This window comes from Xanthobacter sp. DMC47 (assembly GCF_056313845.1).
Genome location: NZ_JBQUZM010000007.1, coordinates 29305 through 52408 on the forward strand (window position 1 = coordinate 29305; position 23104 = coordinate 52408).

General features: G+C 68.3%; 24 protein-coding genes. 15 read left to right on the plus strand and 9 right to left on the minus strand.

Going from position 1 to position 23104, the window contains the following annotated elements; genetic code table 11:
• Positions 1-88: 88 nt before the first annotated feature.
• On the minus strand, positions 89-2956 hold the full coding sequence (locus ACT54R_RS23690) for a response regulator (RefSeq protein ID WP_476330985.1): 2868 nt from the start codon (positions 2954-2956) through the stop codon (positions 89-91).
• A gap of 206 nt (positions 2957-3162) precedes the next feature.
• Positions 3163-3705, minus strand: a complete 543-nt coding sequence (locus ACT54R_RS23695; RefSeq protein WP_476330988.1) for a PRC-barrel domain-containing protein — start codon at positions 3703-3705, stop codon at positions 3163-3165.
• 307 nt (positions 3706-4012) lie between these two features.
• On the opposite strand from ACT54R_RS23695, the gene ACT54R_RS23700 reads away from it, so the two are divergent.
• The 8 genes from ACT54R_RS23700 to ACT54R_RS23735 all read left to right on the plus strand — a co-directional run bounded on the left by ACT54R_RS23700 (position 4013) and on the right by ACT54R_RS23735 (position 10066).
• Positions 4013-4474: a MarR family winged helix-turn-helix transcriptional regulator gene (locus ACT54R_RS23700; RefSeq protein WP_476330991.1), complete on the plus strand. Its 462-nt coding sequence runs from the start codon at positions 4013-4015 to the stop codon at positions 4472-4474.
• Between the two features lie 19 nt (positions 4475-4493).
• On the plus strand, positions 4494-4898 hold the full coding sequence (locus tag ACT54R_RS23705) for a DUF1398 domain-containing protein (protein ID WP_476330998.1): 405 nt from the start codon (positions 4494-4496) through the stop codon (positions 4896-4898).
• A 113-nt stretch (positions 4899-5011) separates the two neighbouring features.
• Positions 5012-5488: a tellurite resistance TerB family protein gene (locus ACT54R_RS23710; protein ID WP_168457109.1), complete on the plus strand. Its 477-nt coding sequence runs from the start codon at positions 5012-5014 to the stop codon at positions 5486-5488.
• A 10-nt stretch (positions 5489-5498) separates the two neighbouring features.
• Positions 5499-6269 carry a glutamine amidotransferase gene (locus tag ACT54R_RS23715; RefSeq protein ID WP_476331002.1) on the plus strand — a complete coding sequence of 257 codons (771 nt, stop codon included), beginning with the start codon at positions 5499-5501 and terminating at the stop codon, positions 6267-6269.
• 147 nt (positions 6270-6416) lie between these two features.
• Positions 6417-7340: a sugar phosphate isomerase/epimerase family protein gene (locus ACT54R_RS23720; protein ID WP_476331005.1), complete on the plus strand. Its 924-nt coding sequence runs from the start codon at positions 6417-6419 to the stop codon at positions 7338-7340.
• A 209-nt stretch (positions 7341-7549) separates the two neighbouring features.
• Positions 7550-9190, plus strand: coding sequence for an FMN-binding glutamate synthase family protein (locus ACT54R_RS23725; protein WP_476331379.1), 1641 nt, complete (start codon positions 7550-7552; stop codon positions 9188-9190).
• A gap of 140 nt (positions 9191-9330) precedes the next feature.
• Positions 9331-9756, plus strand: a complete 426-nt coding sequence (locus tag ACT54R_RS23730) for an Hsp20 family protein (protein WP_476331008.1) — start codon at positions 9331-9333, stop codon at positions 9754-9756.
• 43 nt (positions 9757-9799) lie between these two features.
• On the plus strand, positions 9800-10066 hold the full coding sequence (locus ACT54R_RS23735; protein WP_168457113.1) for a BQ00720 family protein: 267 nt from the start codon (positions 9800-9802) through the stop codon (positions 10064-10066).
• Between the two features lie 90 nt (positions 10067-10156).
• Here the strand turns inward: ACT54R_RS23735 and ptsN are convergent, their stop codons facing one another.
• The 4 genes from ptsN to ACT54R_RS23755 form a co-directional block, all read right to left on the minus strand.
• On the minus strand, positions 10157-10621 hold the full coding sequence (gene ptsN / locus ACT54R_RS23740) for a PTS IIA-like nitrogen regulatory protein PtsN (RefSeq protein WP_168457114.1): 465 nt from the start codon (positions 10619-10621) through the stop codon (positions 10157-10159).
• A gap of 389 nt (positions 10622-11010) precedes the next feature.
• Positions 11011-11595, minus strand: a complete 585-nt coding sequence (hpf, locus tag ACT54R_RS23745) for a ribosome hibernation-promoting factor, HPF/YfiA family (RefSeq protein ID WP_168457115.1) — start codon at positions 11593-11595, stop codon at positions 11011-11013.
• 168 nt (positions 11596-11763) lie between these two features.
• Positions 11764-12255, minus strand: coding sequence for a cytochrome b (locus tag ACT54R_RS23750; RefSeq protein WP_476331014.1), 492 nt, complete (start codon positions 12253-12255; stop codon positions 11764-11766).
• A 16-nt stretch (positions 12256-12271) separates the two neighbouring features.
• Positions 12272-13225 (minus strand): RibD family protein, encoded by a 954-nt coding sequence (locus tag ACT54R_RS23755; protein ID WP_476331017.1) that lies wholly within the window; start codon positions 13223-13225, stop codon positions 12272-12274.
• Positions 13226-13268: 43 nt separating this feature from the next.
• Here ACT54R_RS23755 and ribA point away from each other — a divergent pair, with 43 nt between their 5' ends.
• Positions 13269-14327 carry a GTP cyclohydrolase II RibA gene (gene ribA, locus ACT54R_RS23760; RefSeq protein WP_476331020.1) on the plus strand — a complete coding sequence of 353 codons (1059 nt, stop codon included), beginning with the start codon at positions 13269-13271 and terminating at the stop codon, positions 14325-14327.
• 86 nt (positions 14328-14413) lie between these two features.
• Complete coding sequence (locus ACT54R_RS23765; RefSeq protein ID WP_476331024.1) at positions 14414-15169, plus strand: SDR family oxidoreductase; 756 nt, start codon at positions 14414-14416, stop codon at positions 15167-15169.
• 87 nt (positions 15170-15256) lie between these two features.
• Here the strand turns inward: ACT54R_RS23765 and ACT54R_RS23770 are convergent, their stop codons facing one another.
• Positions 15257-16042 (minus strand): Bax inhibitor-1/YccA family protein, encoded by a 786-nt coding sequence (locus ACT54R_RS23770; protein WP_168457119.1) that lies wholly within the window; start codon positions 16040-16042, stop codon positions 15257-15259.
• A gap of 193 nt (positions 16043-16235) precedes the next feature.
• Between ACT54R_RS23770 and ACT54R_RS23775 the strand changes: the two genes are divergently transcribed.
• Positions 16236-17150 carry a hypothetical protein gene (locus ACT54R_RS23775; protein ID WP_476331028.1) on the plus strand — a complete coding sequence of 305 codons (915 nt, stop codon included), beginning with the start codon at positions 16236-16238 and terminating at the stop codon, positions 17148-17150.
• Here the strand turns inward: ACT54R_RS23775 and ACT54R_RS23780 are convergent.
• A complete protein-coding gene (locus ACT54R_RS23780) occupies positions 17138-18064 on the minus strand; it encodes a DMT family transporter (RefSeq protein ID WP_476331031.1) in 927 nt (308 codons plus the stop codon). The genes ACT54R_RS23775 and ACT54R_RS23780 overlap by 13 nt on opposite strands.
• 106 nt (positions 18065-18170) lie before the next feature.
• On the opposite strand from ACT54R_RS23780, the gene ACT54R_RS23785 reads away from it, so the two are divergent.
• Positions 18171-19019, plus strand: a complete 849-nt coding sequence (locus tag ACT54R_RS23785; protein ID WP_476331034.1) for a LysR family transcriptional regulator — start codon at positions 18171-18173, stop codon at positions 19017-19019.
• A gap of 10 nt (positions 19020-19029) precedes the next feature.
• On the opposite strand, the gene ACT54R_RS23790 is transcribed toward ACT54R_RS23785, so the two are convergent.
• Positions 19030-19971, minus strand: coding sequence for a glucokinase (locus ACT54R_RS23790; protein WP_476331037.1), 942 nt, complete (start codon positions 19969-19971; stop codon positions 19030-19032).
• A 518-nt stretch (positions 19972-20489) separates the two neighbouring features.
• Between ACT54R_RS23790 and ACT54R_RS23795 the strand changes: the two genes are divergently transcribed.
• Genes ACT54R_RS23795 through ACT54R_RS23805 form a run of 3 tightly spaced genes read left to right on the plus strand, consistent with a single transcriptional unit; the run spans position 20490 to position 23092 of the window.
• Positions 20490-21203 (plus strand): Tim44/TimA family putative adaptor protein, encoded by a 714-nt coding sequence (locus tag ACT54R_RS23795; protein ID WP_168457672.1) that lies wholly within the window; start codon positions 20490-20492, stop codon positions 21201-21203.
• Positions 21204-21206: 3 nt separating this feature from the next.
• On the plus strand, positions 21207-22502 hold the full coding sequence (gene mltA, locus ACT54R_RS23800) for a murein transglycosylase A (protein WP_476331040.1): 1296 nt from the start codon (positions 21207-21209) through the stop codon (positions 22500-22502).
• On the plus strand, positions 22499-23092 hold the full coding sequence (locus ACT54R_RS23805) for a Smr/MutS family protein (protein ID WP_476331043.1): 594 nt from the start codon (positions 22499-22501) through the stop codon (positions 23090-23092). The genes mltA and ACT54R_RS23805 overlap by 4 nt, the downstream gene beginning before the upstream one ends.
• Positions 23093-23104: the final 12 nt, after the last annotated feature.

Here is a 23104-nt window from a genome sequence, read left to right on the forward strand (position 1 = left end):
CGGCGCCCATCGCGCGGCGCCTCGGGTGCCATCTTAAAAACGGCCGGCGGGACCTTCCCGCCGGCCGTTTTCGTTCGTGGGAGCGGTGCTAGTCCTTCGGCCGGAAGCCTAGGCGCTCCAGCGCCGCCACCAGCGTCGCCCCGTCATAGGGCTTGGAGATGACCCCCACGTCCGGGCGGCCGCCGAACAACTGGGACAGATCCTGCGTGGCATAGCCGGTGGCGATGATGACCGGCAGTTCCGGCGCGATCTCACCCAGCCGGCGCACCACCTCGTCGCCGCGCATGTCCGGCAGGCCGATGTCCACGATGGCCAGCACCAGCGCGTCGCGGCCGATGTCCTCCTTGGCGGTGCGGGCATGCGACAGCGCCGCCTCGCCGTGGGAGGCGATGGTGACCTTGAAGCCCTGGTCTTCCAGGATCTGGCTCGCCACCATGGCGACGAAGGGTTCGTCCTCCACCAGGAGGACGGCCCCCCTGAGGGCGGGTTCGTCCAGCATTCCATTCACTTTCGCCACCAGTTCCGACTGGCTGTAGGGCTTGGTCAGGAGCTTCATGCCCGGATCGAGCCGTCCCTGATGCACCACCGCGTTGCGGGCATAGGCGGTGGTGAACAGCACCCGCGTCCGCGGCGTCCGCCGCTTCACCTCGTCTGCGAGGCCCCGTCCGTCCATCCCGTCGCCGAGGCGCACGTCGGTGAAGAGCAGGTCGGGGCGGCTGCCGCGTGACAGGGCGTCGAGGGCGGCGGAGGCATCGGCGGCCTCGATCACCGTATGGCCGGCCTCCCGCAGGGTGGCCGCACCCATGGCCCGGAGCTGGTCGTCGTCCTCCACCATCAGCACCATGGCCGGCGCGGCGCGGGGCTCGCCCTCGGCGCGCGCGGGGGCGGGCTCGGGCAGGCCGGCCGTCTCCTCCAGCCGCGGCAGGTAGACCTTCACCGTCGTGCCCTCGCCCCGCTCGGAATAGATCATCACGTGGCCGCCGGACTGCTTCACGAAGCCGTAGACCTGGCTGAGGCCGAGCCCGGTGCCGTCCTTGGGTCCCTTGGTGGTGAAGAACGGCTCAAAGGCGCGCGCCCGCACGTCGTCCGACATGCCCATGCCGGTGTCGCTGACGAAGATCGCCACATACTGCCCGGGCTCCAGATCCTCGTGCTCGGCGCAATAGGCCTCGTCCAGATAGGCGTTGGCGGTCTCGATGGTGAGCTTGCCGCCCTCGACCATGGCGTCGCGGGCGTTCACCGCGAGGTTGAGGATGGCGTTCTCCAGCTGGTTGTGGTCGATCTCCGTGCGCCACAGGCCGCCGGCCAGCACGGTTTCCACCATCACCCGCTCGCCCAAGGCGCTGCGCAGCATGTGGGACATGCCGGTAACGAGGCGGTTGGCGTCGGTCGGGCGGGGATCGAGGGGCTGGCGGCGGGAGAAGGCGAGCAGGCGCTGGGTGAGGATGGCGGCCCTGAGCGCCCCCTGCCGGCCGTAGTCGAGGAAGCGGCGGATCTCCTCGGTCTTGATCTCCTGGGTACGGGTGTCCTTCGGGTCGGCCGGCACCCGGCGCTCGGCGGCCTCGATGTTGCCGATGATGATGGTGAGCAAATTGTTGAAATCGTGCGCGATGCCGCCGGTGAGCTGGCCCACCGCCTCCATCTTCTGCGCCTGCCGCAGCTGGGATTCGGCCCGCAGCCGCTCCTCCATCTCCTGCTTGAGCAGGGTGTTGGCCTCGGCGAGCTGAACGGTGCGGGCGGCGGCGAGGCGTTCGAGGTCCTCGTTGGTGCGCGACAGCGCCTCGCGGGCGGCGACGATCTCCGAGATGTCGGTGCAACTGCCGTACCAGCGATCGACGCGGCCGTCCTCGTCGCGCACCGGCACGGCGCGGCAGAGGAACCAGCGATAGCTGCCATCCTTGGCGCGGAACCGGCATTCGCGCGAGAAGGGATTGCCGCTGGCGAGGCTCCCCTTCCATGCCTCCATCACGCCGCCCTTCTCCTCCGGATGAAGGAAGGCGTGCCATTCCACCACCTCGCCGGGCGGGGGCTCGACGCCGGTGTAGTCGGTCCATCGGCGGTTGTAATAGTCGCCGGTGCCGGTCGGGGAGGAGGTCCACACCATCTTCGGCAGCGCCTCGGCGAGCAGGCGATAGCGCTGCTCGCTGGCGGCAATCGCCTTCTCGGCGCGTTTGCGCTCGGTGATCTCCACCACGATCATGCCCACGAGATTGATGACCTGGCCCGTGCGCACCGGAAAATAGCTGACGAGGAAATGCCGCCAGATGCCCGGGGCGGCGGGCGTCGCGCCTTCCAGCTCCACGTCGGCGATCACCTCGCCGGTGGCGAGTACGCGCTCCAGCGCGGGCGTCACGGCGGGTGCGAGCTGGGGCAGCATGTCGGTGAGGGAGCGGCCGGCGTGCTCGCGGGCGGGGATGCCGTCGATCCGCGCCAGCATCTCGTTGACGCGGATGAAGCGCTGCTGCGCGTCGAAGAAGGCGAAGCCCACGGGGGCATGCGCCAGCAAGGCCTCCAGCGTCGCCACCACGGCGGTCTGCTCGGTCGCCGCCGAAAGCAGGGCGGCATGGGCGGAATCGAGCCGGCGCAGGATGGTCCGGATCAGCCCCGCAATGCCCCAGACGGCGAGGGCGTTGATGGCGAAGGAGAGAAGGGAGGCGAGGGCGGGCACGGCCACCCCGCCGGTGGGCCCTTCCGGCACCAGCGCGGCGTTGACCGCCACCAGCACCGCGATGGCCGCCAGCCCCAACTCCACGCCGCAGACCAGCGCCACCACGATGATCGCGGGCAATTGCAGCAGATAGGGCGGGAATTCAAACAGCCAGGCGATAAGCCCCAGCCTGAGCGCCAGCGCCGTCCCGACGACGGTGCCGGCGAAGGCGAGGCGCCACCAGAGGGGCCGCGGCTCCGCGATGATTCTCAGGAAGAGGCCGGCGGGGCCTCGACTGGACAGGTTCATCCCTGCTCCCTGTGGCGATCGGGCCGCCACATTGCCCCCGCAACTGCCGCGGGATCAACCGCCGCTGGCCCTGTTCATTTCGTCCCGGCCCCGTCGCCGGACATGACGAAGCCGGCCCGGGCCAGGGGGCCAGGGCCGGCGAACGCTGAATTCCAAGGGCTACCGGGGAGGCCCTATGGGCTGGGCCTCCCCGCCGCCGCGTGGGATCAGCGGGCAGCCGGAGCCGTGGCCGGCGGAGTGGTGGCCGGGCGGTTGTTGGTGTTCACCGTGCCGGTGGTGGTCGGGGCCTTGTCCGCCTCGGTGAAGGTCGGGGCGTTCTTCAGCTCGTCCTTGGTCTTGCGCAGCACCAGGCGGTCCTTGCCGTCGGCGCGGGTCACCTCGACCGACTGGAACGGCACGGCCACATCCTTTTCGCCGATGCCGAGGAAGCCGCCCACGCCGATCACCACCGCCGCCACATTGCCCGAGCGGTCAATGAGCAGGTCGTTGATGTCGCCGAGATTCTCGTCGGCCGGGCCGCGCACGGCGCTGCCGATGAGGTTGGACGCCATGTGCTGATCGGCCATCTGGCGGGTGACGAAAGTGGGCGCCGCGCCGGTGGCCGCAGCCGCGCCGCTGGTGGCGCCCATGGTGCCGGTGGGGGCCGGGGTCGCCTGCGGGGCGGTCGTGGTGGGGGCCGCCGTCTGCGCCATGGCGGTGGTGGAAAGAAGAACAGCCGCGGTCGCAGCGTAGATCGGCATCATCTTCATGTGATCCTCCTCGTAGGAACGTGTTCTAGCCCTATGGCCCGGTTCAAGGTGCAGAGAAGCACTTGCCGTGAGCGCAATCGCCCAAGGCCATGCCGTCCTCTACTTGAAAAAGGTGCGCCGGATAGACTGGCCAGCGCGCACAGACAAGTTGAAGTTCAGAAGCTTAAGTCTTGTCTCTGCTGGCCTATCAACTCGATCCGCGCGGGGCGGTTCCCTTGGGTGCGATGCTTCTGCGCGTCGCCGGTCAGGGATAGTTGACTAGGACACAGAACTTCAGTTAGTTTCCTAGTCAATCAATGAGGCGCCCATGACTTCCCCCGCTGCGGTTCCCGATCTCACCCGGCACCTCGGTTTCTGGCTGCGGCGCGTGTCCAACCACGTTTCCCACGCCTTCGCGGCGCGCCTCGCCGGGCGGGGCGTGACGGTGGCCGAGTGGAGCCTGATGCGGACCCTCCATGGCCGCGAACCGCTCCCCCCCAGCCGGATCGCCGAGGAGATGGGCATGACCCGCGGGGCCATCACCCGCCTCGCCGATCGGCTGATCGCCAAGGCCCTGCTGGTGCGCACCGCCAGCGCCAGCGACGGCCGCGCCCAGACGCTGGCCCTCACCGCGGCCGGCTGCGATCTCGTGCCGGAGCTGGCGGCCCTCGCCGACGCCAACGATGCCGCCTTCTTCGACTGCCTGACGGCGGCCGAGCGGGCGACGCTGGACCGCCTGCTGCGCCAGGTGGCCGAGCACGGCCGGATAACCGCGGTTCCCGTGGAATGACCACCCGAGGAAACCTCCGATGACCGAAGACCAGACCGAAGTGGCCCGGGCCTGCCTCGCCGCCGCCGAGAGCGACACCGCGAACTTCCCCGAGATCGTCGGGGCGCTCATCGCTGCCGGGTTCGAGAGCTACGCGGTGGACCTCCGGCGCGCCACGGCCACCTATTACCTGCCGAGCGGCCACAGCCTGGAACTGCCCACCCACAAGGCGGCCACCGCCATCGCCCCTACCCTCGATGCCGGCCGTCTCACGGCGGCGATCCGCGAGGCCCAGCAGCAGGCCCCCGGCTACACCTATCGCGGCTTCTGCGAGAAGGCCGCGGCGGCCGGCTGCGCCGGCTACATCGTCTCCTTCCCCGGCCGCCGCGCCGTCTATTTCGCCCGCACGGGGGAGACCCACGTGGAGCTGTTTCGGGGGTCGTGAGACGCGTTCTGCCAGTCGGCCCAGTCTCCTCCCTTGCACCGCCGCAATCGGCATGGCACAGGCGAAAGGAGCCCGAGCCCCGAGCCCCGCCCCGAGCCCCAGGACCCAGAGGCATGTTCCGCACCCTCTCCGACTTCATCTCCGACATCACCGGAGGCCATCGCGAGGCCGCCGCCTTCGACGAGAGCGATTATCGCCTCGCCGCTGCGGCGCTGCTGGTCCATGTCATGTCCATCGACGGGGCGGTGACCCCGGAAGAGCAGGCCGTGCTCAAGACCATCCTCGCCGGCCGCTTCGCCCTCGACGAGAGCGAGACCGAGCAGCTGGTCGAGCTGGCCATCGCCAAGGACGCCGAGGCGGTCGACCTCTACGCCTTCACCAGCGTGCTGAACCGCGCGCTGGACGACGAGGGGCGGCTGCGGGTGGTCGAGATGATGTTCGAGGTGGCCTATGCCGACGGCGGCCTGTCCGAATTCGAGGACAACCTCGTCTGGCGCGCCGCCGAGCTTCTGAACGTCGGCTCCCGCGACCGCATCCGCATCCGCCGCGAGGTGCGCGAGGAGAGCGAAGGCGGCGAGACGCCGGCCTGAGGGCGCCGCCGTGGGCCAACCTCCGGAACCGGGTGCGGGAACCCTGCTGGTGGTGCTCCATCAGGAGCGCTCCACCCCGGGCCGTGTGGGCGAGCGCTTGAAGGCGCGCGGCTTCACGCTCGACATCCGCCGCCCGGCGCTGGGCGATCCCCTGCCCGAGACGTTCGCGGACCATGCGGGCCTCCTCGTCTTCGGCGGCCCCATGAGCGCCAATGACGACAGCGACTTCATCCGCGCCGAGACCCGGCTGATGGAGCGGGCGCTGGCCGCGAACCTCCCCAGCCTCGGCATCTGCCTCGGCGCGCAGATCCTCGCCCGGGCGCTGGGCGGGCAGGTGGCACCCCATGCCGAGGGCATCTGCGAGATGGGCTATTACCCGCTCCAGGCCACCGCGGCCGGCGCCGCCCTGATGCCGTGGCCGGGCCATGTCTACCACTGGCACACCGAGGGCTTCGACGTGCCCCCCGGTGCGGACCTGCTCGCCACCGGCACCGTCTTCCCCAACCAGGCCTTCCGGGCGGGGGCGTCCTTCGGGGTGCAATTCCATCCCGAGGTGACGCGGGACATGATGGTGACCTGGATCGAGCGCGGCGCCCACCGCTTCACCCGGAAGGGGGCCCAGCCGGGGGACGCCCACCTCGCCGGATGGGCGCTGCACGACGGCGCGGTGGTGAGCTGGCTCGATGCCTTCCTCGCCACAGTCTTCGGTTCGGAGGATGGGCGGGCCGTTGCCCGCGGGGAGGGGGAGCTTGATGGTAACAGAGTGGGTGTTCGGGACTGACGGCGCCGAACGGCACCGATACCCCGCCTGAACCCCTCCCGAACGGCACCGATATCGCCGCTGACAAGCCGGGTGTCAGCCGGCCGTCACAGCCCCCTCATGTGGCTGCGCTAGTGTCCCTCGAAAAATCGCGAGGGGGATAAATCCATGGACGCGCGCACGCCTTTCCCCGCCATCCGCGGCATCGGCTATTCCATCCGCACCACGTCGCCGGAGTTCGACGACCTCCCCGCCGCCCTCGATGAGGCCGAGGGCTTGGGCGTTGATTTCGTTGAGCTTCCCGCCTTCGCCTGGACGCTGGTGGTGGACGGACGGGTGCGGGAGGACCGCCTCGACCGCCTCGTCGCCGCCACCCGCGACCGCCCCTTCGGCTACACGGTCCACGGCCCGCTGGCCATCAACCTGATGTCCCCCAAGGAGCGCCTCCCCCGCCACGAGGCCCTTCTGGACGCCATGATCTCCATAGCCGGCTCACTAGGCGCCCCCCACCTCGTCCTCCACACCGGTTGCGTGCGGGGAGAGGATGATGTGGCGGTGGCCTACGAGCGCCAGCGCAACGCCCTCCTGCGGGCCGGCGACAAGGCCGGCGCGGCGGGTGTAACCCTCTGCGTGGAAAACATCTTCCGCTACGAATCCATGCGCGAGACGGCGCTGCCCTCGCGCCTCGCCGGGGAGCTGGACGCCATCGATCATCCCCACGTCCGCGCCACTCTGGACGTCAGCCACGCCCTCCTGCGGTCCACCGACGCCCGGGTGGATTTCGCCGCCGAGATCGCCGCTTTGGCCCCCTACGCCCGCCATGTCCATGTGCACGAAAGCTTTGGCAGGCCTCAGGAAAGCTGGGCCATCGACGACGCCGAGCGGGCAGGCCTCGGCGAGGGCGACCTGCATCTGCCCCTCGGCTGGGGCGGCATCGACTGGGACCTCGTCGCCCGCCGCTGCGCCTTTCCGGCCGGCACCATCGTGAACCTGGAGTTGAACCGCCGCTACTGGCGCGAGCTGCCCGACCAGATCGTGCGCCTGCGCGCCCTCGCCGAGACCTTCGCCAGCCGCGCCGGCGCCCCGGCCTGAGATGGGTGCGGTGCGGCGGAGGGTGGGCCCCTCGATGCCGCACTGCACACTCATGCCTTTGATTTGATGCGCCTTTTAATTCGCGCCGGTGCTCCCCTCCGGGGCCAAATCGACTAGCTTGGCGGCGAAGGAGTCCGCCCATGCCCGTCGCCACCAAGCCCGAATACAAGTCTTCCCCGCAGCCGGAGGGCGGCGCCGATGGACTGTTCATGTCCTCGAGCACCCGTGCGTTGCTGAAGCGGTGGAGCGTGTTCATCGCCGTGACGGTGATCGCGCTCATCAGCCTCCTCCTCTCTTTCGCTTCGCATCAGGCCTGGCTGATCGTCTTCTGCGTGCTCTTTCCCCTTGTTCTCGTTGGGATTTTCGACGTCACCCAATCCGAGCACTCGCTGCTGCGCAACTATCCGGTGATCGGCTCGGTGCGCTGGATCTTCGAGGCCCTGCGGCCCTATCTGCGCCAGTATCTGATGGAGGACGACCAGTCCGAGCGACCCTACAACCGCGAAGACCGTTCCATCATCTACGCCCGCGCGAAGAACGAGGAGGATCGTCAGCCCTTCGGCACCGAGCTCGACACCTACGCGGCTGAATACGAGTGGATGACCCATTCCCTCGCGCCGGCGCCGGTGGCGCACGAGCCTTTCCGGGTGACGGTAGGCGGAAGCGCCTGCGCGAAGCCTTACTCCGCCTCGGTTCTCAACGTCTCCGCCATGAGCTTCGGCTCGCTGGGACGCAACGCCATCGAGGCGCTGAACCTCGGTGCGAAGACCGCCGGCTGCTATCACGACACCGGCGAGGGCGGACTCTCGCCCTATCACCGCATGCATGGCGGCGACATCGTGTGGGAGCTGGGCTCCGGCTATTTCGGCGCCCGCAACCGCGACGGCACCTTCTCGCCCGAGCGCTTCGCCGAGCGCGCCACGGACGATCAGGTGAAGATGGTGGAGATCAAGCTCTCCCAAGGCGCCAAGCCCGGCCATGGGGGCGTGTTGCCGGCCGCCAAGGTGACACCGGAGATCGCCGAAATCCGTGGCATCCCCCTGGGCGAGGACTGCATCTCGCCCTCCCGTCACTCGGCCTTCTCCACCCCGGCGCAGATGATGGAATTCGTGGCGCAGCTGCGCGAGCTGTCCGGCGGCAAGCCGGTGGGCATCAAGCTGTGCGTCGGCCACCCGAGCGAGGTGTTCGCCCTCGCCAAGGCCATGGTGAAGACCGGCATCCAGCCGGATTTCGTCGTGGTCGACGGCGCCGAAGGCGGCACCGGCGCCGCGCCGCACGAACTGGCCGATCACCTGGGGATGCCGCTCCGCGAAGGCCTGATCCTCATGCGGAATGCGCTGGTCGGCACCGGGCTTCGGCAGGAGGTGCGCCTGGCCGCTTCCGGCAAGGTGACGTCCGGCTTCTCCATGGCGGCGAACATGGCCATCGGCGCGGACTGGTGCAACGCGGCCCGTGCCTTCATGTTCTCCCTCGGCTGCGTCATGTCCATGCGCTGCCACACCGGCACCTGCCCCACGGGGGTGACCACCAACGATCCCCATCTGCAGCGGGGACTCGTGGTGGACGAGAAGGCGGAGCGGGTGGCGAGCTTCCACCGCCACAGCGTCCATGCGCTGGCGGAACTGGTTGCCGCCGCAGGGTTGGAGCATCCGCGCGAGCTGTTGCCCCACCATGTCTGGCACCGGGTCAGCCCCATCGAGGTGAAGGCGCTCGACCGGATCTACACCTTCCTCGAATCCGGCGCTCTTCTGGATGCGCCGGACGAGACGCCCTATGCCGCCGAGTGGCATGCGGCCGACGCCGACAGCTTCGCGCCACGGCAAACCGTGGGCCCGCGCCGCGCCGCCTGAGTCGGATCGGCATCCAGCCTTGCGGCGGCAGCCGGCGGTCCCCATATGCGGCTGGTCGGGATGCCGAAAGGGTCCCGGCGGGCATGGCCGGATAGGTGCATGCCCGGCAATGCAAAGTCGCTTGACGAGGGCTTTGGCCGATGTCGCGGATGTCTTCCCTGTCGTCCCCCTTTCTCCTGGGGTTCGACGAGGTCGAGCGGGCGCTCGACCGGGTGGCCAAGAGCGCGGACGGGTATCCTCCCTACAATGTGGAGAGGATCGAAGCCGCCAGTGAGCCGCTGCGCCTCAGGATTACCCTGGCGGTGGCGGGTTTCACGGCGGAGCAGCTTGAGGTTGTGCTGGAGGAGAAGGAACTGACCATTCGCGGCCGTCAGGTCGAGGATGGGCAGGGCCGGATTTTCCTGCACCGGGGCATCGCCGCCCGGCAGTTCCAGCGCACCTTCGTGCTCGCAGAGGGCATGAACGTGCTGGGCGCCGAATTGAAGCACGGCCTCCTGTCCGTGGACCTGGTTCGCCCCGAGCCGGCCCGCCACGCCAAGCGAATCGACATCGTCTCCCGCTCCTGAAGGGGAGGGATGCCGGATTTGCCAGGAGTAAAGGAGTAGATCGATGACCCACGATATCGAAAACGAGGCCCTTGAGAATATCACGCCGGAGGCTTTGGCTGTCCTCGGCGGCGGCGAGATCGCCTACGTGCGCAGCATCAAGTCGGAAGACGTGCCGTCCCTGTTCCCGCAGGCGCCGCAGATCGCTGCCGGCATGACCCTGTTCACGCTGCACGCAGCAGATGGCACCCCAATCATGCTCACCGACAGCCGCGAGGCCGCGCTGGCAAATGCCATGCAGCACGAATTGGTGACCGTCAGCGTTCACTGACGACGCAGCGTCGGGAAGCGGCGAATATTTCGCAAAGTTTTTCAGCCGGGCCTGCAAGGGCCCGGTTTTTGTTTGCGACCCCCCGCCTGATCAGGCGGCGTTGGAGGCCGAGGCGGCTGTGAGCAGCGCGTGCATCGCGCCGGCGTCCCGCGTCGCCCGAAGCTTTTCCACAACATCGGGATCGCGCAGCATGCGGGCGACCCGCGCAAGCGCCTTGAGATGATCCGCGCCGGCCGCTTCAGGAGCCAGCAGCAGGAACACGAGGTCGACCGGCGCGCCATCCAGCGATTCGAAATCGATGGGCTTCTCCAGCCGGGCAAACAGGCCGAATAGCTTGGTGAGGCCGGGCAGCTTGCCATGTGGGATGGCGATACCATTGCCGACGCCCGTCGAGCCGAGGCGCTCGCGCTGCAGCAGGGTATCGAAGATGTCCCGCTGGTCGCGGCCCATCAGCTGGCCCGCATGATGGGAAAGCTCCTGCAGGGCCTGTTTCTTGCTGCTCGCCCGTAGCATCGGAAACACTGCGTCCGGGGCAAGGAGGTCGGCGAGCGGCATCGATCAGGTCCCTGGGGCGAGCGGCCGAGGCTCGGTAAAGCGGCGGACGCGAGGAACGGTCAAGGCCGGCGGCGCCCCCAAAGCGCCGTTGCATTGCCCCGTCCCCATTCAAAACGCGGAGGGCTACCCCTCCCGGAGGTCGTCACTGCGGCCTCCATCTAGCGTTAACCCGCTTCGGGCTCAAGCCGGGAGCGGGAGCGCAGAGGTTCGTCGGTACGGGTCGATGCAGATCCGACGCGCTCAGGCCGCCCCCTTGGGCTCACCGGCACAGCGTTCAGGACATGCCCCCCGGCATTGCCTTCATCCGAGACGGCCGCTGATCCCGCCCCGGCCATCAGTCTTAGGTGCGCAACGCGGGGAGCCTGCGAACAGGCTCCCCGTCGCGACTTCTAGTGCAGTTCCTCGGAACCCGGATCGATCCACCCCACGTGGCCATCGGGTCGACGATAGACGACGCTCACCCGGCCATGGCCGGCATGACGGAAGACCACGACCGGCGCGCCGGTGATGTCGAGCTCCACAACCGCGTCGGCAACCGAGAGGGTGCGCAGGCGGGTGACCTGCTCGGCCACCACGGTCGGACTCCAGCCGGCGAGTTCTTCCTCGGTCTCCGTCTCCGGCGCGGCGCTGAGGATGTAGCTCTGGGCGGCATGCTCGGCACCATTGCCGTTGCCATGCCCGTGACGATCCTTGAGGCGCTGCTTGTAGCGGCGCAGGCGCTTCTCGATCTTCTCCACCGCAACATCGGCGCAGGCGTTCGGGTCCTGCGCATTGCCATGCGCCTGGAGGTTCACGCCGGAATCGAGATGGAGCATACATTCGGATCGGTAGCCGGAGCCGTCCCTCGTGACGGTGACGTGTCCTGACCATCCACCGTCGAAATATTTGCCGAGGACTTCCGAGACCCGCTCGGTCAGACGCTGGCGAAGAGCTTCGCCGACATCGATATTCTTTCCGGACACGCGTAGGGCCATGCGATTTGATCCCCTATGAACGGTCCCGTGAGGGACCGTCTCATGCATTGCAAACCGGCCGGCTAGTTAAGTGGTAGGAGTGCTTCGCCGGCATGTCAACGGCAACCGGGACCCGAAACCAAGCGGTTTCCTGGACGGCGCCGCCGGCCGCGCCCGCAAGCCGTGGGATCAGCGCGACAGACCCGGCCACATGCGTGAGAGCACGCCGTCGCGGCGGACAACGCCATGCCACAGCCCGGCGCCCGCGTGTAGGATGACGAGACCCGTCATGACGAAGCCAAGGCGCGCGTGCCAGTCACCGAAGAGATCGGCCAGGGCGTCGTTCTTCGCGACGATGTTGGGCAGCGTGAAGAGCCCGAAGATGCTGACCGCGCTGCCGAAGGCGTTGGACGCAAGCCAGCCCAGAACGGGCATCACGAAGATCAGGACATAGAGCGCGAAGTGGACCGTGTTGGCGACGATCCACAGGGACTTCGGCATGCCTTCCGGCGGTGCGGGAGGCGGATTGAGGATGCGCACCACGACCCGCAGCACGGCAAGGCACAGAATGGTGAAGCCGATGGACCGGTGGAGGTCGAACAGGCGATCCTGGGTTGGGCCGGAATCCATGTTCATCATGGCAAACCCGAGCGGGATCACGAGGATCACCAGGACCGCCATGATCCAGTGGATCCGCCTAGCCGGCGGCGCGTAGGGCGCAAGATTCGAGGGGCTTGTCATCGGCGGGGCTGGCCTCCACGGGCGACGGCGCGTCGCGCGAACCGGCACCGCGGGCGCTTTCCCGCAGATCGCACCGGAACAGGACGTCTCCGTCGGCAAAAACATGCACCTGTGCCCTGGGGCGCAGCGCTTGGGCCAGAGTGTCGCACGCCTTGCGGGACAAGCCGATGCGACCGGCGCCGAGGATGACCGGCGACACGAAAACGTGAAGCTGGTCGATCAGTCCCGCTTCCAGGAAAACCGAGAGCGTGGTGGGCCCACCTTCCACGAGAATGCGCCGGAAGCCTTGCTGCGCGAGGGTGGCAAGGACGATGGAAGGGTCGAAAGCCGGCCCGCTCTCGATCGTGACAACCTCTACTCCCGAAGGGACCGGGGTGGCGATCCCGCTCCGCCGCAGGACCAGCCGGCGAACGCCGTCGTTCGTAAAGCAGCGCGCCTTGGGATCGACGCGGCCCGATGGATCAATCACCACCCGCGCCGGACTGGTACCGGCGATGCGGCGCACCGTGAGCAGGGGATCATCGGCGCAGACCGTTCCCACACCGACCACAACCGCGTCTACCGACGCGCGCAGGGCATGCAAATGATCGAGCGCGTGCGGGCCGTTGATATATTTGGAGTCGCCCGATGTCGTGGCGATGCGGCCGTCCAGGGACTGGCCGAGCTGGGCGATGACGTACGGGCGGAAGTCCGCCTGCTTTCCCTTGTCGTTCACCGGCGATCCACTCACTCGCTTGTGCGACCGGGGCCGCAGGGTCATGTCATCCATCGGTCCTCGCCCGGCGTAAGGAGACGGCTCGATCAGGAACGCGTCATCATGCCGTTTGTTACGCTCCTGCCGATACGACAGATCGTTCATGCCGCCGAGCGGCCCGTGTTTCCCGCTGTGAGAGGTCAATATGGCGTCCATCGTTGAGGGTCTTGGGTTTGCGCCAGACGCCGGGCGGCTTTCCGTGGAGCGCGCCATCGCGGAGGTTCGCTCCGCTCGCGCCGTTGTGATCGCGGCGGGCGACGTTCGCGCGGTGGTCGTCGCAGCCGAGGCATTCGATCCGGCAATGGCCGGAGTGCTCGAGACGGCCCATGCGGTCGATGCCAGCCTTGTGCTCGCGGCGCCTCGGCTGAATCGGATGGGATCGCCACGCGCCTTGGCGGGCGCTGTCGCGCTGCCGCATCTCGATGCCGCCCGCGTCGCCCTTCTCGCGCTCAAGCCCGACGCCCGGCTCGATGCTCCGGTCGCGCCTGCGACGCCGGCTCAGGTCGCAGCGCTGGAGCTGCTGGCGCTCGCCCTGGTGCTTCCGGCGGCGGTGGTTTGCTCCGTCCCGGAGGCCATGGCCGCTGGCCTGGTGACGGTGGAGGCGGACGACATCATGGCCTTCCGGGCCGCGGAGGTTGCGCGGCTGGCCATCGTCGGCCGCGCGCCGGTGCCGCTCGAAGGCGCGCCTGAGACCGAATTTGTCGTCTTCCGCGGCGGTGACGGCCTTCGCGACCAGGTTGCGATCATCGTCGGTCGTCCGGACCTGTCGCGGCCGGTGGCCGTGCGGCTGCATTCCGCGTGCCTGACCGGCGACCTCTTCGGCTCTCTGAAGTGTGACTGCGGCGACCAGCTGCGAGACACCGTCCGCCGCATGGCCGAGGGCGATGGCGGCATCCTGCTCTATCTGGATCAGGAGGGGCGCGGGAATGGCATCTCCAACAAGATGCGCGCCTATGCCCTCCAGGCGCAGGGATACGACACGTATGACGCGGACGCCGCGCTCGGCTTCGACCTCGACCAGCGGCGGTTTGATTTCGCCGCCGCGATGCTGCGCCAGCTCGGCGTTTCGGCGGTTCGGGTGTTCACCAACAATCCGCAGAAGATTGATGCTCTGAAAGCGGCCGGGCTGGATGTGGTCGCCGACCAACGGGTTCTGGGTCGCCCGACGGCCGAAAATGTCCGCTACCTCGCCTCCAAGCGGGATCGGGCTGGCCACTACATCGATTTCGATGCCCTCGCGGCGCGCGCGCCGGACTGAAAGCGGCGCACTCCCGGTCCAAAGCGTCTTGTCGCGGGGCTTCAAAACGATTTAGAACCGCCCGGCCAAGAACCGGGAGGAAGCATATGAGCAAGGCAGGACGGAAGGTCGCCATCGTTACCGGAGCCGGCTCGGGCGTGGGCCGGGCGGTGGCCGTGGCGTTGGCCGAGGCTGGCTATGCCGTGGCCCTCGCCGGCCGCCGGCTCGATGCCCTGGAGGAGACCGCGGCGACGCTCGGCGATGCGCCCTACGTGGCCGTGGCAACCGACGTGACCGATCCGGAGTCCGTGCGGGCGCTGTTCGCGGCGACCGTGGAGAAGTTCGGCCGCGTCGATCTCCTGTTCAACAATGCCGGCACCGGTGCGCCGGCGATCCCGCTTGATGAACTCACCTTCGCTCAATGGCAGCAGGTGGTCTCCACCAATCTCACCGGCCCGTTCCTGTGTACCCAGGAGGCGTTCCGGGTGATGAAGGCGCAGGAACCGCGCGGCGGTCGCATCATCAACAACGGCTCCATCTCCGCGACGGCCCCGCGGCCGTTCTCGGCCCCCTACACCTCGACCAAGCACGCCATCACCGGGCTCACCAAGTCCACGTCGCTGGACGGCCGGGCCTATGACATCGCCTGCGGACAGATCGATATCGGCAATGCCGACACCCCCATGGCGCAGAAGATGAAGGCGGGCGTGCCGCAGGCCGACCTCTCCATCAAGGTGGAGCCGGTGATGGATGTGGCCCATGTGGCGAGCGCCGTGGTCTACATGGCCAGCCTGCCGCTGGAGGCCAACGTGCAGTTCATGACGGTGATGGCGACCAAGATGCCCTTCATCGGCCGCGGCTGACTCCCCGTTCGAGCTCCCTGCCAAAGAAAAAGGCCCCGGCATTGCCGGGGCCTTCCTGTTTCGGGCTTGCCCCTGCGGGGCATCGCATCAGTTGTTGCGGTTGCCAAACAGCTGCAGCAGCATCATGAACATGTTGATGAAGTCCAGGTAGAGCGCGAGAGCGCCCATGATGGCCTTCTTCCCCGCGACGGCGACGTCGTCGCCGACGAAGTACATTTCCTTGATGCGCTGCGTGTCGTAGGCGGTCAGGCCCGCGAAAACCAGCACGCCGACCACGGACACGATGAACTGAAGCATCGTCGAGCCGAGGAAGATGTTCACCAGCGAGGCGATGATGATGCCGAACAGGCCCATCATCAGGAAGGAGCCCATGCCGGACAGATCACGCTGCGTGGTGTAGCCGTAGAGGCTCAGCGCACCGAACGAGGCGGCGGTGATGAAGAACACCCGCACGACGCTCTCGTGGGTATACACGAGGAAGATCGTCGAGAGCGAAATGCCCACCAGCGCCGCATAGACCCAGAAGGTCAGCTGGGCAGCCGATACGCTCATGCGCTCGATGCGGAAGCTCAGGAAGAAGACCGCTGCGAGCGGGGCCAGCATCACCACCCACTTCAGCGGGCTCACGAACAGAGCGTAACCGAACTGCGTCAGCATGATGCCGCCGGCAACACGGCCCGCGGCCGACGCCGGATCGGTGGTCACCGAAAGCATGTAGATGCCGAGCGCTGCCGCGCCGGTGATGGCGAGGCCCAGCGCCATGTAGTTGTACACGCTGAGCATGTACGTCCGCAGCCCTTGGTCGATCGCGGCCTGCGAGCGTGCCACCGACGGGTTGAAACGCCCGGCGACGTTGCGATCATAATCGGACATCGTCGTTCCCCTTGAAGAAATCTCAAACGCCCAAGACCGGCCGAGGCCGAGCCTGCGCGTTCGCCGTCAATATGGTGGGTTCGCGATGAGGCGGCAAGACGAGGCTGGATGAAATTTACGCAAGGTCACTTTACGTCAGGCATACCGTTGCGGCTGCGTTAAGGTATAGTTTCAACCCGCATGGGGTCAGGGCATGCGGTTGGGGGATTATCTGAAGCACCGGATCACGGTCGGGCGGGCATGTCTTGCCGCCTGGAGACTGGCGCGTGGAAAAATCCACCTCGGCAAATTCGCTTTCGAGCGGACCAGGTTCTGCCCTGCAAGCGCGCTCATTGTCCTGATCGTTCTGGCGGTCCCCGCGCCGGTACGCGGAGGCGCCTGGACGCAGGAGGAAGGGCACGGGCAGGTCATCCTGCAAAGCTCGGCAGCCTATTCCGCGACCGAATTCGGACCCTCGTACGATCTCTATGCCAGCCGACCCTATGACAAGGCGGAGGTCACCCTCGTCTTCGAGTACGGCGCGACCGACTGGCTGACGCTGGTCGCAGCGCCTCAGTTCCTCTCGGTCTCGTTTGGTGAGCCTTCGCCATCGTCCTATACGGGGCTAGGCTATCAGGATGTCGGGGCGCGCGTGCGGCTGTGGCGCGACGACACGAGCGTGGTCTCGGCGCAGTTCGTTGGCCGCTTTCCGGGTACCGGGAATTCCCAGAGCGCCGCCGCGGTGGGCTACGAGGACCCCGAGATCGACCTGCGGCTGCTCTACGGCCTGTCCTTCACCATGTTCGGAAAGCCCGCTTTCCTCGATGTCCAGCTCGCCCAGCGCATGCGCTTCGGCCCGCCCCCGGACGAACTGCATCTCGATGTCACGTTGGGCTGGCGGGTTGTCGAACGCTGGCAGCTTCTCGCACAGTCGTTCAACGTGATCTCTGAGGGGGCGGGGACGGGGCCGTACTTCGGCGACTCCTACGAGTATTACAAGGTGCAGATGGGTGCGGCCTACGACCTCTCGGCGGCCGTCACCCTGCAATTATCGGTGTTCGGCACCGCCTTCGCCCGCAACGCGCCGCAGGAAAACGGCGTGGTGCTCGCCGCCTATTACCGCTTCTGAGTCGATGGCGTTGTCGTCACGAGGCGGATGCCGAGGGCGATCGGCACGATGCCGACGAGATCGAGCGGCGGCACCGGCTCGCCCAGCAGGAGCCATCCGAACATCAGCCCAAGCGGCGGCATCAGGAAGTGCAAGGCACTCGCGCGGGTAGCGCTGGTGCGGCCGAGGATGAAGAACCACAGGCTGAACGCGCCGACCGAGCCGGCCAGCGTCAGCCAGGCGAAGGACAGGCCCAGCGTGAGGGTCGGGTGAATGGATGCTACGTCCTCCCGCCACAGCGCCACCGGCAGCAGCGCGAGCCCGCCCGCCAAAGACTGTATGCCGCTGCCGACGAACAGGGACGCCGAGGTGCGAACCTTCTTGAACATCAGCGTCGCCGCCGTGAGCGCGAGAAGAGCCCCGACCACATAGGTGGTGCCGAGCGGATCCTCGTGGCCGGAGACGATGCGTGAGCGCACAACGATCGCCACGCCGATCATGCCGAGGACCAGCCCGAGCAGCTTGCGCCCCGTGAGCCGCTCTCCCAGCAGCATCGCCGCGCCGAGGGCCGTCAGCAGCGGGTTGGCGGAGACGAGAACGGCGGTGAAGCCCGACGACACATGAGTCATGCCCACATAGCTCAGGCCGAGATAGACCGCGTTGTTGAGGATGCCCATTGCGGCGAGCGCTGCGATATCGCGCAGGTTCAGGCGGCGGAAGTGGGAGGCGGGGAGGAATAGCAGGCAGGCACCCAGCACGAGCAACCCGGCCACGAGGAAGCGTCCGGAAAGGAGCAGCAAGGGCGGACAATCCGCCAGCGCCACCTTGGCGACCGCAAAGGCCGAGCTCCAGATGATGCAGAACGCTGCGATGAAGACGGGCAGCAGTGCGTCTGTCCGGCGCGAGGCGACGAGGGGGAGGGGCGTGGCGGTCATGACATCTCCTGACCCGCAGAGAAGCACGCCGATCGAGGATTGAAAAATCGAATGATTCAATATTAGCTAGTGGAAATCTAAATGTTGTGGGCGTCCGATGCTGGATATGGATCTCCTGAAGGCGTTCGTGAGCGTGGTGGATGCGGGTGGCTTCACCCGCGCGGGCGAGCGCGTCCATCGCACGCAGTCGACCGTCAGCCAGCAGGTGCGGCGGCTGGAAGATCAGCTCGGCCACCAACTGCTGATCCGCGACGCCCGAGGGGTGAGCGTCACCGCCGAAGGCGAGCGTCTGCTCGGTTACGCCCGGCGGATTCTTGCGCTCGGTGCGGAGGCTCGCGCCGCCTTGTCCGGCGTGGCGCCGGCCCGGGTGGTGCGGCTCGGCATCCCGGACGATTTCGCCCTCGCGGCCCTGACCTCGGTGGTGGCCGAATTCGCACGTGCGCGTCCTGCGGTGCGCCTTGCGGTGGAGTGCGGGCTCAGCTGCGATCTCGATGCCGGCTTTACCCGCGGCGAACTGGATGTGGTGCTGCTCAAGCGCGAGCCCGGCTCCGGACCGGCGGTGGCAGCTTGGCCGGAACGCCTGATGTGGGTCTGTGGGGCGGGCTTCGAGCCGGAAGAGGAGGTCGTCAGCCTCGCCGCCTTCCGGCAGGGCTGCCTTTATCGCAACCGGGCCGTCCACGCCTTGGAGAGGGCCGGTCGCTCCTGGCGGGTGGCCTATGAATGCCCGAGCCTGATCGGCATCGAGGCGGCCCTTGCAGGTGGTTTGGGGGTGACGGTCCTGAGCGACCTTGCGCTCAACCCCAGGCTCAAGGAACTGCCCACGTCCGACCTCTGGCCGGCGATCCCGCCAACGGAACTCGCTCTACGCGCCGCCGGCAACGCCTGTTCCGCCTCACGGGAGCTGGCAAGCCTCATCGCCGCCTTCTGCGGCCGGGAAGCCCGCGCCGCAGCCTGACCAATCGGCGTCAGCACTCCACCAGCAGGCGGCGGCCGATCTCTCCGATGCCGACGAGCCCGGGCGTCGCGTGCATCACCACGTGAATGGGAATCTGCGCCAGGCGGTCGTGATAGGGCGGGTGCTCCTCGAACGCGGTGCGGAACGGACTTTCGGCGAACAGATGCGCCATGGCCCGGCCGACGCCGCCGCCCACATACACGCCGCCCTTGGCATCCACGGCGAGTGCGAGGTCGCCCAGCACCCGGCCGAGCAGGCGCAGGAAGATGTGGCAGCTTTCCTTCTCCTGCCGCTGACCGTCCAGCGCCGCCTTGATGATGGCGTGGGAGGACAGGCTCTCGCCGGAGAGGATGCGGTGCAGGCGCACCAGTCCGGGGCCGGACAGCACGTGCTCCACCGATACCGGGCCGAGGTCGCGCACCAGATGGGCGACGATGCGGGCCTCGTCGGTGGTCACCGCGCCAAGGCGCATGTGCCCGGCCTCGCTGGCGAGCACCTCGTAGCCGGCTTCCCGCGGCAGGATGAGGGCGGTGCCGAGCCCGGTCCCGGGGCCGGACAGCAGCATGGGCGCGCCGGCAACCGCACGGCCGGTGCCCACCTCCAGCAGATCGTCGCGGGTGAGCAGCGGCAGACCGTGGGCGAATGCCTCGAAATCGTTGAGCACCGAGAGCAGCTGGAACGAGAGATCGGCCGCGAGCTTTTGCGTGGAGAAGCGCCAGTTGCGGTTGGTGAGCCGCACATCGTCGCCGTCGATGGGGCCCGCCACCGCCAGAGCGCCGCACCTGGGAGCCTCTCCGCTGACGGAGGCGAGGTACGTGCCCAGCAGATCCTCGAGCGAGGCATAAGAATCGTTGGCTTCGAGCCGGACATCGAACGGGATGCCGTCGGCGCCGGCCCGGGCGACCCGGGTGGTGGTGCCGCCGATATCCGCTAGCAGGACTGTGGGAGCCATTGGTGAACCCGATGGTGGAGAGCTTCTACTGCGCCAAGCGTGGCCGGGACGCAAGCGCGCCGGCCCCACCGGTGCCGGCCGGATCTCAAGCGCGACGGGGCCGTTGCGGTTCCCCCGTGCCTCTCCTCATGTCGCAGGTCTGGGCCGCGATCCTGTCTCAGGGGTCGTGCCGGCTGAAAGAGGGGCTTCATCTTCCAAGGCTGTCTTGTGTCCGTTGGTGAAATCACCTCGCCCGCCCAAATCCGGTCGTTTGGATGACCTAACGTTATGATGGGTGACGGATCAACCGCGGCGCAGTCGGGTCCGTCGCTGCGACGGGAGGTGGCGCGGGCGGCCGCGGTGGCTTAAGCTTCCTTGGAAAAGGTGCGCTTCCCAAGCGCAGGGGCTGGCGATAAGGCAGCTTCGACGTACATAAGCTGAAGGACCGGAAACGCGCGCGGCGGGGTGGGCGTGACTGGTCGAGGCAACCCGGCGGCCCGGAGAACCGGCTCGCCCGAGAGGCATGGCGAAGCGCAGTGCTGGATATCTATACGATCATCTTCCTGGCCCTCGCGGTCTTCATCTTCGTGCGGCTGCGCAGCGTGCTGGGGCAGAGGACGGGGCGCGAACGGCCGCCCTACGACCCCTATTCCCGTGATACCGCCCGTCCGCCGCAGCCCGCGCCGGAGGGCAAGGTCGTGACCCTGCCCGAGCGCAATGGTCCGCCGCCCGCCGCCGCGGGCCCGGCCGAGGTGGAGGCCCCGGCGTTCCGGTGGGAGGGCGTCGCGGCCGAGGGATCGGCGACCGCTGCCGCGCTCGACGAGATCGCCCGCATCGAGCCGGATTTCGATGCCAAGCACTTTCTCACCGGTGCCCGCGCAGCCTACGAGATGATCGTTACCGCCTTTGCCGAAGGTGATCGCCGGCAGCTCAAGGATCTCCTGGCCAAGGACGTGTATGACGGTTTCGTCTCTGCCATCGCCGATCGCGAAAGCCGCAAGGAGACGATGGAATCCCGCTTCGTTTCCATCGAATCGGCGGACCTGCAGGACGTCACGGTGCGCGGGACCAATGCGCAGCTCACCGTCCGTTTCGTGTCGAAGCTCATTTCCGTCACCCGCGGCCCGGATGGCTCGGTGGTGGACGGCAGCCCCGACACGGTGGCCGACGTGACCGACGTGTGGACCTTCGCCCGCGATCTCGGCACGCGCGACCCCAACTGGAAGCTGGTGGCCACGGAAGCCGCACAGTAGCCCATGGCACAGGCGCGCGCCGTCACAGCCGGCGTGCGGCGCGTCTCTCCCGGCGTTGCCGCACGCGGCGCGACCCTCGCCGGGATCGTGGGGGCGGTCTTCGTGGCAACGTCCGCCTGCGCCGCCGACCCCGCCTCTCGGCCCATCTCCGCACCGGCCATGTCGCTCCAGCCCATCGTTCCAGCCTTAGCCGGGGCCAGGCTTGAGCCCGTCCCTTTTGCCGCGCTGGACGGCTGGACCGCCGACGACCATGCCGCGGCCTTCGCCACCTTTCGCGCCAGCTGCGCGGCGTTGAAGACGCCGCCGAAGGAGGTGGGCCCGCCTTCCGTGCCGACGCTCGCGCGCGGCTTGCGCCGTGCCTGTGCCGCCGCCGCGCGGCTGGGGCCAACCGCACCATCGACGCGCCTCGCTCGCCTGTTCTTCGAGGCCAATTTCCGCGCGTGGAGGGTGGTCCCCGACGGGGGCGACGGTGGTTACTACACCGGCTACTATGAGCCGGAGTTGGAAGGATCGCTCCAGCCGGGCAACGGCTTCGACGTTCCGGTCTATGGGCGTCCCGACGATCTCCTCATGACGGGACCCGGCGCCACGCCCAATTCCGGCCCCGCCTTCCGCCGCGAGGGGGACGCCCTCGTGCCGTATCATGACCGCGCGGCCATCGAGGATGGCGCCTTGGCGGGGCGCGGGCTGGAGATTGTCTGGCTCAAGGACCCCATCGACCTGTTCTTCATGCAGATTCAGGGTTCCGCCCGGGTGCGCCTTCCGGATGGGCGCATCCTGCGGCTGGGCTATGACGGCTTCAACGGCCAGCCCTATGTGGCGGTGGGGCGTCTCCTGATCCAGCGCGGGGTGGTGCCGCGGGAAGGGATGTCCATGGCGCGCATCCGCGCCTTCATGGAGGCTGATCCCGCGGCGGGCCGCGCATTGCGGCGGGAGAACCCGACCTTCACGTTCTTCAAGGCCCTGACGCTTGGTGTCGATGCGGGTGCCATGGGCGCGCAGGGCGTTTCGCTCACGGCGGGGCGCTCGCTGGCGGTGGACCGCAAGCTCCACACCTACGGTACGCCCATCTTCGTGGAGGCGGACCTGCCGCTGTCTGCCCCCGGCGCCGCCGAGCCGTTCCGGCGGCTGATGATCGCGCAGGATACGGGCTCGGCCATCGTCGGGCCGGCGCGGGCGGACCTCTTTTTCGGCGCCGGCGATGCGGCGGGCGCGGTGGCGGGCCGCATTCGGCATCGTGGCGTGTTCACCATGCTCGTGCCGCGCTTCGCCCCGGTGGATTCCGGGGGCGCGCCATGAGTCGCCGGGGCCGCCGCCGGGTGCTCGATGCGGAAGAGCGTGCGCTTTGGGACCATGTGGTGCGCTCGGTGAAGCGCCTGCGGCCCGAAAAGCCGGTTGTCGCGCCGCCCTTGGTGCCGGCCGCCGAGCCGCCGCCACCCGTCGAGCCGGCGCCGGAGATCAAGTCGAAGACGAAAGCCAAGGCCGGCACCCCGCCCAGGGCCGCCGCCCCCGCTTCCCCGCCGCCACCGCCTCTCAGCCCGCTGGAGCCGAAGACCCGCCGCCGCCTCACCCGCGGGGCCGAGGTGGATGCGCGCCTGGACCTGCATGGCCTTACCCAGGCCGCCGCCCATCGCCGGCTGCGCCTGTTCCTGATGGAGGCGCAGGCGAGCGGCCATTCGCTGGTGCTGGTCATCACCGGCAAGGGAGATCCCGAACGCCTGATGAGCTCCGGGCCGGCCTTCGGTGAGGGGCGGGGGGTGCTCAAGCGCGCGGTGCCGCTGTGGCTGGCGGAGCCGGACCTCCGGGCGGTGGTGGTCGGGTTCGAATCCGCCGGACGACGCCATGGCGGGGAGGGCGCGCTCTACGTGCGCATCCGCCGCCGGCGCTGAGCGCCGTTCAGG